The organism is Afipia sp. DC4300-2b1 (genome assembly GCF_049895725.1).
Taxonomy (GTDB): domain Bacteria; phylum Pseudomonadota; class Alphaproteobacteria; order Rhizobiales; family Xanthobacteraceae; genus Afipia; species Afipia broomeae.
Genome location: NZ_JAFCSX010000005.1, coordinates 1 through 16,056, shown reverse-complemented (window position 1 = coordinate 16,056; position 16,056 = coordinate 1). Strand labels below are relative to the sequence as shown.

Below are 16,056 nucleotides of genomic sequence, written 5' to 3'. Positions count from 1 at the left end.
GGCAGCACATCATTAGGTGGCTATCGCATATGGGGGTGTCAAGAGAGCGGAAACCCCCGCCAGTCTTGGGTTTTTCCTGGATTGTTCTAATGTCGCAGAAGGCAAGAAACCGGCTGCCGAGGGGTCGGCAGCCGGTTTGTGTTGAAAACCTGGACGGTTCCGTCTGCCCGTTAGGCGCTTGCGCTGCTTTCCGCCTTGAGATCGGAACGATCTGCGTAGATGTACAGCGGACGCGCCGTCGCCTCGACCACTTCGCGCGAGATAACGACTTCTTCCACACCTTCGAGGCCCGGAAGATCGAACATGGTCTCGAGCAGAATGCTTTCGAGGATCGACCGCAACCCGCGCGCGCCGGTCTTGCGCTCGATGGCCTTGCGGGCCACCGCGCCAAGCGCCTCGTCAGCGAAGGTCAGTTCGATGTTCTCCATCTCGAACAGCCGCTGGTACTGCTTCACCAGCGCGTTCTTCGGATCGGTCAGGATCTTCTTGAGCGAAGCCTCATCCAGATCCTCGAGCGTCGCCACCACCGGCAGACGTCCGACGAATTCCGGGATAAGGCCGTACTTCAGCAGATCCTCTGGCTCGACCTCGCGGAAGATTTCACCGGTGCGGCGATCTTCCGGCGCCAGAACCTGAGCGGCGAAGCCGATCGAGGTGGTCCGGCCGCGCGAGGAGATGATCTTCTCCAGGCCCGAGAAAGCGCCACCGCAGATGAACAGGATGTTGGTCGTGTCCACCTGCAGGAACTCCTGCTGCGGATGCTTGCGGCCACCCTGCGGCGGCACGGAAGCCACGGTGCCTTCCATGATCTTCAGCAGAGCCTGCTGCACGCCCTCACCCGACACGTCGCGCGTGATCGACGGGTTGTCGGACTTGCGCGAAATCTTGTCGATTTCGTCGATGTAGACGATGCCACGCTGCGCCCGCTCGACATTGTAATCGGCAGCCTGGAGCAGCTTCAGGATGATGTTCTCGACGTCCTCACCGACGTAACCGGCCTCAGTGAGGGTCGTGGCGTCTGCCATCGTGAACGGCACATCGAGGATGCGGGCGAGCGTCTGCGCGAGCAGCGTCTTGCCCGAGCCGGTTGGGCCGATCAGCAGGATGTTCGACTTCGCCAGCTCAACATCGTTGTGCTTGGTCTGATGGTTCAGACGCTTGTAGTGGTTGTGGACTGCGACCGAGAGCACCTTCTTGGCGTGCTGCTGACCGATCACGTAGTCGTCCAGAACCTTGCAGATTTCCTTTGGCGTCGGAATACCGTCGCGCGACTTCACCAGCGACGACTTGTTCTCCTCGCGGATGATGTCCATGCACAGTTCGACGCATTCATCGCAGATGAATACCGTCGGGCCCGCAATGAGTTTGCGGACTTCATGCTGGCTCTTCCCGCAGAACGAGCAATAGAGAGTGTTCTTTGAATCGCTCGTACCGACCTTGCTCATTCCTATCTCCGTCCGCCGCTCGATCTTGTTTTAGGGGCTCGCCCCATCCCGGCACACACCGTGATGATGTGTAGATAGGAGCAAAAACCGTACCAAAAAAGACCCGTCACCTCAGTTACCGCACGAATCACGGCTCAATCGAATCCTGATCCTACGGTGCCTAGCCAACCATGGTGACACCCGACTATCAAGAATTCGCTAACCGCCCAATTACTCAACTCCGTGATCTTGGCGCAATTTTGCGCGTTTTCAGGAGCTTGGCCTGTCGAATTCATTGCAGCGTTGCGGGAATGACACGGGCTTTTGCCCGATGGAACTCCGCCGGCGGCCGCCAATGGGCAGTTATGTACCCAGGATACCTTTGAGGCCCGCATATATCGACCCGGCCGCTGTGGACAAGATGCCGAGCAGCGGACCTGCTGTGCGCATCAATTCCTGAATAATCCGCGCCCGGCGCCGGAGCTGATCCTCCCCGACATACGGCCCCAGGAGACGCGCGACACGGTAGGCCGCGATATTCGGCCGATCGACCTGGGAGAGCGAGCTGGCCAGAAGTTGAAGTATCAGAATTCCCAGGATGTTTCCGGTGAGGAACGCCAGCGCGATGCTCGCCGAGTATTCGAGCACCTCGCGCCATTCCACCCACCCCCTCGGCAGAATGGGAACATGATCGTTCAGGCCCGTCACGGTCAGCATGCAGAACACGCTGAGCAGCGCCGTGAGGATGCCGACGAGCGCGGCGCCGCGATATCCGATCTTCTGGATCGCGTAGATGGCAAAGCCGAACGGCAACGGAATGATCACCGAGGCGATGCGCAGATACAGCGGCGATACATTCAGCAAGATGGTCACGATGACATGCGCCGCGACCAGCAGGATCGCCGGGACCAGAATGTAGCCGATGCTGTGAACCGCGAACGATCTGACAGGATGACGCCGCCGGTAGAGCCGCGCACTGACGTTATCGAATTCGCGCCTGATCTTCTCGATATCCGCGACGATGCCTTCGATCTCGCGAAGCACCGGACGGACCACCCGCAGATCACGCGAGCAGTGCTTGCAGACCAGCGCTTCGTCTTTCACCTTCTCGGCGCAGAAAGGGCATTCCATCAGGATGCCGTCGCGTAAGATTTGGCCCCGGACATATCAGTTCCGCCGCAGTGTGAGGCGCTGGCGGAGCCGGAGCGCCTCGAGTTCCGCCTTCGCCTGCACAAGCTCTTCGCTGGCCAGCGCGCGCTTGCGCAGCAGGTCGTCGCGCTCAGCGATCAGCGATTCCGGAATCGTGATGTCACGCGAACACGAGCTGCACACCAGCGCCTCGGCTGCGGTGGGCTGTGCGCAAAAAGGGCAATGCGCCGGCATGCCGCTCAGGGAGCGACTTTGAGGGTGAAGCTGGTGCTCGCGGTGCGGCCTTCCGAATCCTTCACATCCACGCGAATGACGTGATCGCCGGCCGGCAATTCAGCATCGGGCATGTCGATCCCGTCCGGCTTCACGAATGGCTTCAGCCGCGGCGTCAGATCAACCGACGGTGTCTTGATATAAGTCACCTTGAGTGAATCGGTATCGATCCTGGAACCACCGAAGGACTCGAACTTCAGTTGCAGGCGCATCGGCGATTTCGCCGGATCGGCAGTCGCGACATAGGCAATCTTGGGTCCACGTGTGATGCCACGGGTGGCAACAGCGACCGCGCCTGCGGGCGGAGGAAGCTTGGCCTCATCGGCGGAAATAAGGACCGTGCCGGCGCTCGCCGGCATCGCAGCCGCCCAGGCAAAACCGCTAGCGAGGACCGCAACCTGCAACAGCGAGCGTCGCATCTTAAATCTCCTCAACCGCAATGCCGCAAGTCTACAGCACGGCATCTTCCTTCGAAAGACACTTTGCCTGCCCTTCCTTAACGCCCGCCGCCGTCACCGATGATGGAATACGGCGCCCAGAACAGCGGATGAGCATAGGCAAACTCCGTCTTGCCGTCCGCGCCGAGGTAACCCGGTCCGTCAGCCAGCGCCATCATCGCCTGCCGCAACGCCTCGCCGCGCGTCAGCTTCGGATCGGCGGCCTGCCGCCTGAACAGATCCGTGACGAGTTCGCGGGCGGACTGAGAATGCACCGACCAGTTGGTCACCAGCAGCGCACGCGTGCCGGCATAGAAGAATGCCCGGCCAAGACCCGACGCGGCTTCCGCGCCCGCCCCTGCTCCGGCCGCCGTGTTGCAGGCGGACAGCACGACCCAATCGGCATCGAGCTTGAGCGACAGGATTTCCTCCATCGTCAGCAGCCCGTCGCCATCGGAATCCGACACCGCCGGTGCGGACAGCGCCAGCGCCGGCTGCGTCAGGCCGTCGAGTTCACCGGGCACCAGCCCGTGGGTTGCGAAGGCGACAATCTTGAAGCCGGAGAGGTCCATCGACTTCACCTTCTTCTCGTTCGCGTCCTTGCCGAGGTTGAGAACCTTGGTGGGATCGGCCTGGAGCGCGAGCGCGATCGAGGTCAACTCGTCGGAGGTATCCGGCAGACGCGGCAACTGGCCGAGCTGCGCGCTGTCGACGCCCTCAAGCTGCGGACTGTTGCGCCGCTTCAGCGGCACTCCGCGGGTGACATTCGATGCATCCGCGACCTGGATCAGCTTGTCGGTCTTCGCCGCCTCATCCGCCTGCTCCTGGCTGAAGTAAGGATCGCCGAACGCAATCAGATCCTGCCGCGTCGCCTTGCCCGGCGGCAGCTTGCGAAGCGTCTGCAAGGCAGATGCCGACGGCACCAGCGTCACCGCATGGGTTCGCGCCAGCCATGGCACGCTGCGGTAACTCGCAAACAGCGGATCGTCGCCGGCTTTGACTTCGGAGGCGGCGGTCGGCAGCAGCGACAGCGGCAACAGACCGAGCGCGCCGTTGGTCACGACGATCAGGCTCTTCGCCGGCTTCCACCCGCTTTCCAGCGGCCTCAGCAAATCGTCGTAAAGCTGCGCCGCCAGCTTCACGTCGAATGCGGGAATGTCCGAGATCATCGCGGCCTTCGGCTCCAACGCCTCGCGCAGCTTGGTGACAGTCGCATTCAGATCGCCAAGCGTCATCTTGATGCGGGTAAACTGAGCCGGCGTCCCCTTCCGCACCACCCAGGCGAAGCTGTCAAAGCGACCGAAGTAAAATGACAACAGAGCTTCGTCGTCAGTGAGCTGCTTTTGCAGGTCGCCGGCATTCGGCGGTGGCGGGTTCACCAGATTGCCGTAGTCCGGAAACTTCTTTGCGATCTCGCTCATGGTCTGCGTGCGCGACGCCTGCAGCGCTGCGATTTCAGCCTGCGTGGTCTTCACCGCCTTCTCCTCGCGCTCGGCAGGCGGCAGCGTCAGCAGATTGTTGAGTGTCGCGATCGCGGCTCCGATTCGCTTTTCGGTGTCCTGCGAAGTACGCATCAATTTGGCAAGTTCCGGATTGCTCGTGGACGAACGGGCGGATGACGCCTGCAGCGCACGCTGCACCGCCTGTCCGCGCATCAAGTCTCCGAACGCAAAGGTTTCCTCGGCGACGTTCGGCGGGGCCGACGCCGGATTGAGCGCCAGCGTGCGCAGATAAGCCTCGACCACAAACCGGATTCGCGCCTCGCGCGCCGCGGCGGTCGATCCTGAATCGTCATCGCTGCCGCCGGATGGCGCCTGCAAGACCGGAATCGACTCCTTGAACGCCTGCAGCGCCTCGTTGGTCCTGCCCTTGCGCGCCAGCGCCATTGCATAGTAACCGCGCGCGACTGCCGTGTTGAAGCTCTTGTCGCCGGAGCGCCCTTTCTCGCGCTCATACGAGCGCTGCGCGATTTCGAGCGCGTTGTCGTAATTGCCCTGCGCCAGCATGATGGAGACGCGGGCGAGGCCGCCGTCCACGCGTTCGCGCCGTGACGGTTCCCATTTCGCCGTCCATGCATCGACCTGATCGTAGAGCTTCGCTGCCTCGTCGTACTTGCGGCCGAGGTTCAATATCTGCGCGAGGAAAACATTGGCATTGACCACCTGGTTGGTATCGTCGCCGTAGCCGAGGCCCTTGTAGATGTTGACCACTTCGCGCTGAAGCTTTTCGGCTTCGTCGTAACGGCCCTGCTCCTGAATCACATAAACGAACACTGACAGGATGCCTGCGGTATCGGCATGGTATTTCCCGGACTTGCTGAGGCGGCTCAGCAGTGCGCGGCGGACATCGGCTTCGCCTTCGCCGACACGCCCTTGCTTGACCTTCGTGCGCCCGTCAAACGCCGTCGCCCAATCGACATACCGCTCCATCTCGCCTTCCGGCGGCTTGCTTTCCCATTGCGACATGGTCGGGATCGCGTTGGCATAGAACACCGCCGACTTGTGATATGCGGCCTCGGCATCGGCGTAGCGCCCGCGTGCCTCCGCGACGCGCCCGATGCCATCTTCCAGCGTGGCTTGCCAGACCATCCCGTAGGTCGAGAACACCGGCCACTTGCGCGCCTCGTTCAACAGGTTGCGGTTTCGCGCGACATAGGACTCCGCGAGGTTCACATCCCCCGCCTGCAACGCCAGAATCGCCAGCGCATTGTGAAGCCCGAACAGACGTCCCTTGCCTCCCGGCGCAGAGAACGTGGCGACCTGCTTGTTGTACATCGCCATGGCGCGCTTGTGCTCGCCCTTCTCGCGCAGGCGGCGGATCAGAAAATCCTCATGACGGCTGGCCACGAGCTTGTAGTCGTCGTTCTTGCTGTTGTTGACCGCGATCTCGGCATCGGCCAGCGCATCGTTGCTGCGCCCGATCAGCACCCGCGCCTGTCCGCGCTTGTAGTGAAACGCGGCGAGTTCGCTCCCTTTCAGACCGGCCGGCACCGGAGCATCGGCGGTCGCGGTCAGTTCGGCGATCTTGGCAGGATCAGGTTTCTGCTGATCGAGAATGGCCGTGATGTCGGAAACCGTGCGCGGCGGCGCGACCAGCGGTGCATTGCCTTTCGCGAGCGCGGCGGCACCCGCGGCGATGTCCTCCTTCTTCGGCGCGGACACCTTCGCGGCGTCGAACAGCGCCGCCTTCGGCCGTGCGGCCATCATCGCATTGCGCACGCACGGCGTGGCAGCGGCTTTCGCGCGCGCCATGCAGGCTTCATGCGGTCCGCCGCTCTGCTTGCAGGCCATGTAGGTGGGACGGCCGATCGAGTTGCGGCAGCTTTCGCGCGCCTGCTCGAGTTCAAGGGCCGAGGCTGGAACAGTGGTGATGAACGAGCAGAGCGAAACGAGAAATGCGGCCACGCCGCTCTTTGCTGAAGTCATCATGGCCTGCTCCCGGACATTATCATAGCCACCGAAAATGCGGTGTGTCCGGAGTGCAATTGGAGACCGTCCAAAAAATACAGATCGAAATAAGACGGGCCAAAAGTCCCGGATCAATTGGGACAATTAGCGGCCAATAACAGATTGCGGTCAAGTACGGCCCGCGGACGAAACCGCAAAAACCACCTATCCAATTGGGTAGTGCCATCCAAACGAAAACGGACGCCCGAAGGCGTCCGCATGGACTGTCACGATAGGCCGGGAACCCGAGTTACGGCGCCTTCGGCGTCGTTTCCTCGGCGCGCTTGTCGATCACCTTGTCGACCAGGCCGAAGTCCTTCGCCATCTCGGCGGTCAGGAACTTGTCGCGCTCCAGCGCGTCCTCGATCGCCTTGTAGGGCTGGCCGGTGTGCTTGACGTAGATTTCGTTCAGCCGCTTCTTCAGGTTCAGGATTTCCTGAGCGTGCAGCATGATGTCGGTGGCCTGGCCCTGGAAGCCGCCCGACGGCTGGTGGACCATGATCCGCGAGTTCGGCAGCGAGAACCGCATGTCCTTGTGGCCTGCTGCGAGCAACAGCGAGCCCATCGACGCGGCCTGTCCCGTGCAGAGCGTGGAGACCGGCGGGCGGATGAACTGCATGGTGTCGTAGATCGCCAGACCCGATGTCACCACGCCGCCCGGCGAGTTGATGTACATCGAGATTTCCTTCTTGGGATTCTCGGCTTCGAGGAACAGGAGCTGCGCGACGACCAGCACCGACATGCCGTCCTCAACCGGACCGGTCACGAAAATGATGCGCTCTTTCAGGAGGCGCGAGAAAATGTCGTACGCCCTCTCGCCGCGGTTGGTCTGCTCGACCACCATCGGCACGAGGTTCATGTAGGTTTCAACGGGATCGCGCATTTATCACCTGAAGGTTAGTTGAGGCACAGCCGGACGACCGAGGGCTTGATGGGTTCCGGCAGACGAATCGCCTCGTGATGCAGAAGGGTCGGACCCTACAGATATAGCAGGAGAGCCCTGCCACAAGAGCGGGAAAAGGCAGTTGAAGCCGATTCGGCCGGAGGCGAAAAGCGACGCGGTCCCACCGGACGCGCTATTCTGGCGTGTATCGTTAATGGTTTTCGCCGTTTCCCGCCTATCCGGGAGGTAATGGCCAAGCGCAACCGGCCTGCTATCGTCGGCTGCTCCGCGCAGCCAGGAACCGGACCCTCATGCTTTACGCCGAAGATCTCACGGTCGGACAACGCTTTCCCTTTCGCAATTACCTGCTCGAGGAAGCCGAGATCATCGACTTCGCAAAGCGGTACGATCCCCTCTTCATTCATATGGACCCGGCCGCAGCCGCCAAAGGCCCGTTCAAGGGTCTGATCGCCAGCGGGCTGCAAACGCTTGCGATCTATCAGCGGCTGATTGTGGAAGCGATGTGGGAGCGGGTCGCAGGCGTTGCGGGCGCCGGGATCGAATCCCGGTTTATGAGGCCGGTGCGCCCAGGCATGACGCTCACGGGACACGCCGAAATCGCGGCACTGGTGCACAGGCCGGAGCGAAATAACGCGGTCGTCACGGTGAAAAGCCAGATCACGGACGGAACCCAGCAGGTCCTGTCAGTTTCGCTCGATGCGGTGATCCATTCGCGAGCCGGTCACCGCCAGCCCTGAGGCGGCGATGACCGATTGTCTCGCGGAGGCCGGTATCAGGCCGCGGTCTTGTCTTCTTCTTCCTTGAGCAGATCGTCGCGCGAGACCTTTTTCTCGGTCACGTTGGCAAGCTCGAGAATGAAATCGACGACCTTGTCCTCGTAGATCGGCGCGCGGAGCTGGGCCAGCGCGTTCGGATTGTTGCGATAGAAATCCCACACTTCCTTCTCGCGGCCCGGCGACTGGCGCGCGCGGTCGATCAGCGCACGGCTGACTTCATCGTCGGTCACGGTGATCTTGTTCTTCTCGCCGATCTCGGAGAGGACGAGGCCGAGGCGGACGCGGCGGTCCGCGATCTTCCGGTACTCTTCTTTCGCCTTCTCTTCGGTGGTGTCTTCGTCGGCAAAGGTCTTGCCGGTCGATTCCATCTCGGCCTTGATCGAGTTCCACATCAGGTTGAACTCTTCCTCCACCAGCGATGGCGGCGGACCGAACTTGTGGGTCTCGTCGAGCTTGTCGAGCAGCGTGCGCTTCACGCGCTGGCGCGAGGCGCCGGAGAATTCCTGCACGAGGCGCTCGCGCATGGCTTCCTTCAGCTTGTCGAGCGATTCCATGCCGAGGTTCTTGGCGAACTCGTCATCGACCTTCGACTCCTGCGGAGCTTCGATCAGGCTCGCGGTGGTCTCGAATTCCGCGTCCTTGCCGGCGAGATTCGGCGCGGCATAGTTCTTCGGGAATGAGGCCTTCACGTTGCGGGTTTCGCCCGACGCGATGCCGATGAGTTGGTCTTCGAAGCCCGGAATGAAAGTGTTCGAGCCGATCACGACCTGGATGTTCTCGCCGGTGCCGCCGTCGAACGCCACGCCGTCGATGGTGCCCTTGAAGGCAACGGTGACGCGATCGCCCTTCTCGGCCTTCGCGCCTTCCGCCTTTGCCTCATAGGGGCGGCTCTGGTCAGCGATGCGCTTCAGCGCTTCGTCGATGTCGGCGTCGGTCACTTCCGCCACCGGCTTCTCGACATTGAAGGTCTTGAAGTCAGCCAGTTCGATCGCCGGCACCACTTCGATCGCGACCGAATAGGTCAGGTCGGATTTGCCCGCGAGAATGTCTTCGATTTCCTTTTCCTCGGTCGGCATCGTGACCTTGGGTTCGGTCGCGAGACGGAAACCGCGCTCGGTGAAGATCCCTGCGTTGGTGTCACGGATCAACTGCTCGACGGTCTCGGCGGCGACGGAGCGGCCGTAGACCTTCTTGAGGTGAGCGACAGGCACCTTGCCGGGACGGAAACCGTTCAGCCGGACCTTGTCCTTCATGTCGACAAGACGGGCATCAACCTTGGCATCGATATCCGACGCGGGAACGCTGACCTTGAACTCGTGCTTCAATCCCTCGGCGAGGGTCTCGGTAACCTGCATGGCGTCAATCTTCTTCCGGCTTGACCCGGCGTCGCCGGGTCGTTGTAAATCTGTTGGATACAAACCATTCGGCCGCTGGGCCGTTCGGATGCATCGGTGGTGCGGCGGACACGTTCCCGCGAGGAACATCTCCTCCAGAATTTCGCGCAAACGAAAAATCGCGCCTGGTGCGCTCGGAGGGACTCGAACCCCCACATCTTTCGACACTGGAACCTAAACCCAGCGCGTCTACCAATTCCGCCACGAGCGCGCAGTGGTTGTCTGTCCCGGCACAGCCGCGAGCGGCGGGCTTATAACATGGTGTACCCGCTGCGCGAGCCAAAAAAATGGCTTTCGCAACGCGGCCTTAGGGCGCGCAGGCAGGTCCGCCGCCGCGGCCAAGCGCGCGCTGGACACGGGGTGCGGAAAATGGTCCGCATGGACCATGAAAACGACCATGACAAATCAGGTTTTTTCGCCCTCCAGACGGGTTTTGCTGGCCGGACTGGGCGGAGCCGCCCTTGCCTCCGCGCTGCGGCTGCCCGCTTTTGCTCAGGGAAAGGCATCGGCGCAGACCGGGGCCGCCGTGGCCCTGCGGGCCCGGCCTGCGGCGGCGATGCTGGGCGCAGGCCTGCCCAAAAGCCAGATCTGGGCGCTGGAGTCCGGCGCGTCAGGCCCCCTGCGATTCCCGAAGGGCGACCTCGCCGTTACGCTTTCAAATGAACTCTCCGCTCCTATCGCGCTGAACTGGCTCGGAATCGACGGCGCGCAGGCGGCATCCCCGCTGACCGGACAAGCCCCCGTCCCGCCGGGCGGACGGGCCACGTTCACCGTGTCCCTGCGCCAATCGGGAACGTGTCTGGTCAACACGCAGCTTGGCGAAACCTCAGGGCTGCCCGCGGCCGCCCGCGCGCTCATCGTTGAGGACAATCCGCCGGTCCCAGTGGACCGCGACGACGTCCTGCTGATCGAGGAATGGCGCGTGAAGCCGGACGGCAGCGCTATTCTTCCGGGAACCAGTCCGGACGGCACCACCCCCGCGTACACCGTCAACGGACAGCCCAGCCTCGATATCACCGCCAGGGTCAACGAACGGCTGCGGCTGCGTTTCATCAACGGCGGCGCGCGCTCGCCTATCGGCCTGCGAATCGAAAATCACGATGTGCGCGTGATGGCGATCGACGGCGCACCCGCTGAACCGTTCGCAGCCCGTGACGGACAACTCGTGCTTGCGCCCGGTTCCCGCATCGACGCGTTCATCGATGCGACCCGCGCGCCGGGAACAATCTCAAAGATCATCCTGCATGACGGCACCGGCCCGCGCACGATCGCGCAGATCACGATGTCGAACGATGCGCAGGTCCGCGCCGCGCCGTTGCCGCCGGCAGACGCCTTGCCGTCAGGCAATCTGCCCGCGCGGCTGAATCTTCAGGGCGCGCTGCGCAGCGATCTCTCGCTCGACCCGAAAGCGCAGTGGATCACGCCCGCCGGTTTCTCGGCGGCGACGCCAGCGGCCTATGCCGTCAAGCGCGGACGGACCGTCGTGATGGCGATCAGCAATCCTACCGCAACTCCCATCGCCTTCCGCCTGCACGGTCATCACTTCCGCCTGCTCGACCGGCTCGACGACGGCTGGAAACCGTTCTGGCTCGACACACTGATGCTCGACAAGGGCCAGACCCAGCGCATTGCGTTCCTGGCCGAATATCCGGGACGCTGGCTGATGGAAGCGACCGCAATCAACTGGGCCGCGCCGAAACTCGTGCGCAGTTATGCGGTGGAGTGACCTATCTGATCCAGGCGACTTGAAAACGCTTGCCCCCGACGCGGGGGAGATAGAACCCCCTCTCCCGTGGGGAGAGGTGAAAAGAACTCGCATCACGCTCTGATCAGTAAGCGATGCCGATTTCGTCGTAGAGATTGCGCAGCACCGCCGGCAGCATCTCCGGAAGATCCTCGGCGATCAGGCCCGGACCGAACTCCTGCCCCGCCTCGCCATGCATCCATGCGCCGATACAGGCGGCCTCAAAGGCCGGTACGCCCTGCGCCAGCAAGCCGCCGATGATCCCGGCCAGCACATCGCCCGATCCCGCCGTCGCGAGCCACGGCGGCGCATTCGCGGTGATGGCCGCGCGCCCGTCCGGCGCGGCGACAACCGTGTCAGCGCCTTTCAGCAGCACCACAGCGCCCGATTGAACCGCGGCTAGCCGCGCATGTTCAAGCTTCGACCCATGTGGATCATCAGATCGCAAGGCGCTGAACAGGCGTCCGAATTCGCCATCATGCGGGGTGAGGATAACCTGTGGATCGTTTTGTTTTTTGATCGCAGCAAACAGCGTTTCGGGGGCACCGGCGAAACTCGTCAGCGCATCGGCATCAAGCACCACGCCGCGATGCGCGGACAGCGCCGCATGCACGATCTCGCGCGTGCGCTCGCCGATCCCCGCCCCCGGCCCGATCACACAGGCCTTGAGCCGTTTATCGGCAAGCAGGTCACCGAACTGCTTCGGCGTCTCGGTCTCGCGAACCATCACCGACGTCAGCGCGGCGGCATTGACCGCGAGCGCATCGCGCGGCGACGCCACCGTGACCAGCCCCGCACCGGCGCGCAGTGCGGCCCGCGCAGCGAGACGCGCTGCGCCTGTCGAGACAACATCGCCGGAGACGACCACCGCGTGGCCGCGCGCATATTTGTGGCCGTCGGCCTGCGGAAACGGAAACACATCGGCCCACAGGTCCGGAACGTTCTCGAATGTCTTTGGTGCGATCCTGTCGAGCACGTCGGCGTCGATACCGATGTCGGCCACATCGACTTCGCCGCAGTGGACGCGCCCCGGCAGCAGCAGATGGCCCGGCTTGCGGCGGAAAAACGTGACGGTGGCGGACGCCTCCACCGCGATGCCCATCACTTCGCCGGTGTCGCCATTGATGCCGCTCGGCAGATCGACGCTCAGGATCGGAACGCCGCTGGCGTTCATCGCCGCGATCATCGCATGAGGGTCGCCCTTCACCGGACGATTGAGACCCGCGCCGAACAGCGCATCGATAATGAGGTTGGGTTTGCCGATCGCCTGCGGATCGCACGGCAGGACAGCGCCGTTCCACTCTTCGGCGGCGAACGCAGCGTCGCCCTTCAGGGAGGCGCGGTCGCACAGCAGAATGACCGAGACGTCCCGCCCGCGCGCCGCCAGTTCGGCTGCCGCAATGAACCCGTCGCCGCCGTTGTTGCCACGGCCCGCGACGACGAGAATCCGCCCCCGCTCCGCCATCGCCTCGGCCGCCAGCGCGACCGCCTGTCCGGCGCTTCGCATCAGGGCAAATCCGCTGGTGCCGCCCGCGATCGCGGCCTGGTCGGCGCTTGCCATCTCGGCGACTGTCAGGAGCTCCATTTGCTGTTCGCCTGTTCGGTTCGCCTCATCCAGAGGCACTCTGATAGGAGAGAGGTGGAAAGTATCAGTCTAATTTTTATGCAATTGCCTAATTCATAGCCTTCCACTCTTGCGGCATTAGCCGCACAAACAGGCACAGCACCCACTAACTGAATGATCTTGTTGCCCAATTCCACGTCTTAATAAATTGGCACAGACCCTGCTTTTAAGGGGAGGCTTTCGGATTGTCTCGCTCACCGGCAGAAGCCAGGCGGGCCAGCTATCGTTTTCCGGGTTGTTCACCTTCCCGCGGCCACGATGTGACGACGAACCGACGTGACGAGCGCGTCCATCGCGCGATATGGAAGTACAGACAGGCCAGTAGAAGTGCCGGGGAGACGTTCAGTGAAAAAGATCGAGGCCATCATCAAGCCCTTCAAGCTCGACGAGGTGAAAGAGGCCCTTCAGGAAGTTGGAATTCAGGGCATTACCGTCACCGAGGCCAAGGGCTTCGGCCGCCAGAAGGGTCATGCCGAACTTTACCGCGGCGCCGAATATATCGTGGACTTCCTGCCCAAGGTGAAGATTGAGATTGTGATCGGCGACGATCTTGTCGAGAAAGCCATAGACGCCATCAGGCGCGCCGCGCAGACTGGCCGTATCGGCGACGGTAAGATATTCGTATCCAACGTTGAGGAAGCCATCCGCATCAGAACGGGAGAGTCCGGCCTCGACGCCATTTGAAGCTGACCAGCCTCATCCGCCCTCACCTCGCCGGCAGCCTCCTGCTGGCCGAGGTTCCCGCCGTATCCAGACCATTCCACGACGACGCCAAAGCCAAAGCAGACATAAGGGGTATTCATGAAGACCGCCAAAGACGTCCTCAAGTCGATCAAGGACAACGACGTAAAATACGTCGACCTGCGTTTCACCGATCCGCGCGGCAAGTGGCAGCACGTAACCTTCGACGTCTCGATGATCGACGAGGACATCTTCGCCGAAGGCACGATGTTCGACGGCTCCTCGATCGCCGGCTGGAAGGCCATCAATGAGTCCGACATGACCCTGATGCCCGACCCTGCGACGGCGACGATCGATCCGTTCTTCGCAGAGACCACCATGGTCATCGTCTGCGACATTCTCGAGCCGTCGACCGGCGAGCCCTACAACCGCGACCCGCGTGGCATCGCCAAGAAGGCGGAAGCCCAGGTCAAGGCGCTCGGCGTCGGCGACACCGTGTTCGTCGGCCCGGAAGCCGAGTTCTTCGTGTTCGACGACGTGCGCTTCCAGACCACGCCCTACAACACCGGCTTCAGGCTGGACTCCTCCGAACTGCCGATCAACTCGGACACCGAGTACGAGGGCGGCAACCTCGGCCACCGCATCCGCACCAAGGCCGGCTACTTCCCCGTCCCGCCGCAGGACTCGGTGCAGGACATGCGCTCGGAAATGCTCGGCTCGATGGCCAAGATGGGCGTCAAGGTCGAGAAGCATCATCACGAAGTCGCTTCCGCCCAGCACGAACTCGGCATGAAGTTCGACACACTGACCCACATGGCCGACCAGATGCAGATCTACAAGTACTGCATCCATCAGGTCGCGCACATCTACGGCAAGACCGCCACCTTCATGCCGAAGCCGGTTTACGGCGACAACGGCTCGGGCATGCACGTGCACCAGTCGATCTGGAAGGACGGCAAGCCGACCTTCGCCGGCAACAAGTACGCCGACCTCTCCGAGACCTGCCTCCACTACATCGGCGGCATCATCAAGCACGCCAAGGCCATCAACGCCTTCACCAATCCGTCGACCAACTCCTACAAGCGTCTGGTCCCGGGCTATGAAGCGCCGGTGCTGCTCGCCTACTCGGCGCGCAACCGTTCGGCCTCCTGCCGCATCCCCTACACGACCTCGCCGAAGGCGAAGCGCGTCGAGGTGCGTTTCCCCGATCCGATGGCCAATCCGTATCTCGCCTTTGCGGCGATGCTGATGGCTGGTCTCGACGGCATCAAGAACAAGATCGATCCGGGCCCGGCGATGGACAAGGATCTGTACGATCTGCCGAAGGAAGAACTGAAAACCATTCCGACGGTGTGCGGTTCGCTCCGCGAGGCGCTCGAGAACCTCGACAAGGACCGTGCGTTCCTCAAGGCAGGCGGCGTGTTCGACGACGACTTCATCGACAGCTTCATCGAACTGAAGATGACCGAAGTCGCGCGGTTTGAGATGACCCCGCATCCGGTCGAATTCGAAATGTACTACTCGCAGTAAGCTGACTGCGGCTTATGCAAACGGAAAGGCGCTCCTAACGGGGCGCCTTTTTCACATATCGACCTGCATAAAAACGGCGCATGGAGCGACTTATGCTAGATCAAAGATTCTATCATGAGGTGCTGAGCCCTTATTTTCGTTTGCTGATTAGAAGTGCAGAAAATATCTGCGTGCAGCAAAACAACAGCGACATCATCGCGCTAGCGCAAGAAGCGGCGACATCCGCATACCACTTCCCGGAAACCATACGCGGAACCGGCGCATGGGCAGATCCCGCCGTTGAAACTCTGCGACAGATGCTGGGTGACGTTGTCGACACGAAAAAACACGGCGACAAGCTTCGGAATGCAGATCGAGTAGTAAAGCTATCGTCGTTTCTTGAGTTTGAATTCAACGATACGAACAAAATTCGCTATCTTGGAACAGGTGTGTCAGCAAAAAATACCCGGTTCGGTGAATTCTCTCTCATAAGCACGATTCGTGATTTTGTGAGAGCCAGCATCACTGAACTAAGCATTCCGTTGGATGCTACAATTACGCTCCCAAGGTATCCTTGGGAATGTCCCGAGCCGTGTTGAAATTCGCTCGGCAGGCGTCGCTGTTTGAACAGGCTACGCGGCCTTGGCTTGCTGTTCAAGATCGGGGTTGATGGAATGCTTGACCTGATGGGCAAG

13 protein-coding genes and 1 tRNA gene are annotated in these 16,056 nt (G+C 61.9%); 5 read left to right on the top strand and 9 right to left on the bottom strand.

Features of this window, described 5'->3' with window-relative positions; genetic code table 11:
* Window positions 1-170: 170 nt before the first annotated feature.
* From clpX to ACP7AL_RS19665, 6 genes are all read right to left on the bottom strand, one after another.
* A complete protein-coding gene (gene clpX, locus ACP7AL_RS19690; RefSeq protein ID WP_006020779.1) occupies window positions 171-1,445 on the bottom strand; it encodes an ATP-dependent Clp protease ATP-binding subunit ClpX in 1,275 nt (424 codons plus the stop codon).
* A 342-nt stretch (window positions 1,446-1,787) separates the two neighbouring features.
* The gene (locus tag ACP7AL_RS19685; RefSeq protein WP_425993620.1) at window positions 1,788-2,555 is read right to left on the bottom strand and encodes a hypothetical protein; all 768 of its coding nucleotides are present in this window, start codon (window positions 2,553-2,555) and stop codon (window positions 1,788-1,790) included.
* Window positions 2,556-2,591: 36 nt separating this feature from the next.
* Window positions 2,592-2,756: a hypothetical protein gene (locus ACP7AL_RS19680; protein ID WP_245258739.1), complete on the bottom strand. Its 165-nt coding sequence runs from the start codon at window positions 2,754-2,756 to the stop codon at window positions 2,592-2,594.
* 56 nt (window positions 2,757-2,812) lie between these two features.
* Window positions 2,813-3,265 (bottom strand): hypothetical protein, encoded by a 453-nt coding sequence (locus tag ACP7AL_RS19675; RefSeq protein WP_425993619.1) that lies wholly within the window; start codon window positions 3,263-3,265, stop codon window positions 2,813-2,815.
* Between the two features lie 77 nt (window positions 3,266-3,342).
* On the bottom strand, window positions 3,343-6,711 hold the full coding sequence (locus tag ACP7AL_RS19670) for a CHAT domain-containing protein (RefSeq protein ID WP_425993618.1): 3,369 nt from the start codon (window positions 6,709-6,711) through the stop codon (window positions 3,343-3,345).
* Window positions 6,712-6,979: 268 nt separating this feature from the next.
* Window positions 6,980-7,612: an ATP-dependent Clp protease proteolytic subunit gene (locus ACP7AL_RS19665; protein ID WP_006020786.1), complete on the bottom strand. Its 633-nt coding sequence runs from the start codon at window positions 7,610-7,612 to the stop codon at window positions 6,980-6,982.
* A gap of 311 nt (window positions 7,613-7,923) precedes the next feature.
* Here ACP7AL_RS19665 and ACP7AL_RS19660 point away from each other — a divergent pair, with 311 nt between their 5' ends.
* Window positions 7,924-8,370, top strand: a complete 447-nt coding sequence (locus tag ACP7AL_RS19660; protein WP_425993617.1) for a MaoC/PaaZ C-terminal domain-containing protein — start codon at window positions 7,924-7,926, stop codon at window positions 8,368-8,370.
* A gap of 35 nt (window positions 8,371-8,405) precedes the next feature.
* Here ACP7AL_RS19660 and tig read toward each other — a convergent pair whose 3' ends face one another.
* Together tig and ACP7AL_RS19650 are read right to left on the bottom strand one after the other, a co-directional pair.
* A complete protein-coding gene (gene tig, locus ACP7AL_RS19655) occupies window positions 8,406-9,764 on the bottom strand; it encodes a trigger factor (protein WP_425993616.1) in 1,359 nt (452 codons plus the stop codon).
* A 165-nt stretch (window positions 9,765-9,929) separates the two neighbouring features.
* Window positions 9,930-10,014: transfer RNA gene (locus tag ACP7AL_RS19650), tRNA-Leu, on the bottom strand.
* A gap of 186 nt (window positions 10,015-10,200) precedes the next feature.
* On the opposite strand from ACP7AL_RS19650, the gene ACP7AL_RS19645 reads away from it, so the two are divergent.
* Complete coding sequence (locus tag ACP7AL_RS19645) at window positions 10,201-11,529, top strand: multicopper oxidase family protein (protein ID WP_425993615.1); 1,329 nt, start codon at window positions 10,201-10,203, stop codon at window positions 11,527-11,529.
* A gap of 103 nt (window positions 11,530-11,632) precedes the next feature.
* Here the strand turns inward: ACP7AL_RS19645 and ACP7AL_RS19640 are convergent, their stop codons facing one another.
* The gene (locus tag ACP7AL_RS19640) at window positions 11,633-13,132 is read right to left on the bottom strand and encodes an NAD(P)H-hydrate dehydratase (protein WP_425993614.1); all 1,500 of its coding nucleotides are present in this window, start codon (window positions 13,130-13,132) and stop codon (window positions 11,633-11,635) included.
* Between the two features lie 384 nt (window positions 13,133-13,516).
* Between ACP7AL_RS19640 and ACP7AL_RS19635 the strand changes: the two genes are divergently transcribed.
* The 3 genes from ACP7AL_RS19635 (at window position 13,517) to ACP7AL_RS19625 (ending at window position 15,960) form a co-directional block, all read left to right on the top strand.
* Window positions 13,517-13,855, top strand: coding sequence for a P-II family nitrogen regulator (locus ACP7AL_RS19635; RefSeq protein ID WP_006020791.1), 339 nt, complete (start codon window positions 13,517-13,519; stop codon window positions 13,853-13,855).
* 117 nt (window positions 13,856-13,972) lie between these two features.
* Window positions 13,973-15,382 (top strand): type I glutamate--ammonia ligase, encoded by a 1,410-nt coding sequence (gene glnA / locus ACP7AL_RS19630; protein WP_425993613.1) that lies wholly within the window; start codon window positions 13,973-13,975, stop codon window positions 15,380-15,382.
* A gap of 92 nt (window positions 15,383-15,474) precedes the next feature.
* Complete coding sequence (locus ACP7AL_RS19625) at window positions 15,475-15,960, top strand: hypothetical protein (RefSeq protein ID WP_425993612.1); 486 nt, start codon at window positions 15,475-15,477, stop codon at window positions 15,958-15,960.
* The last annotated feature ends 96 nt before the right edge of the window (window positions 15,961-16,056 follow it).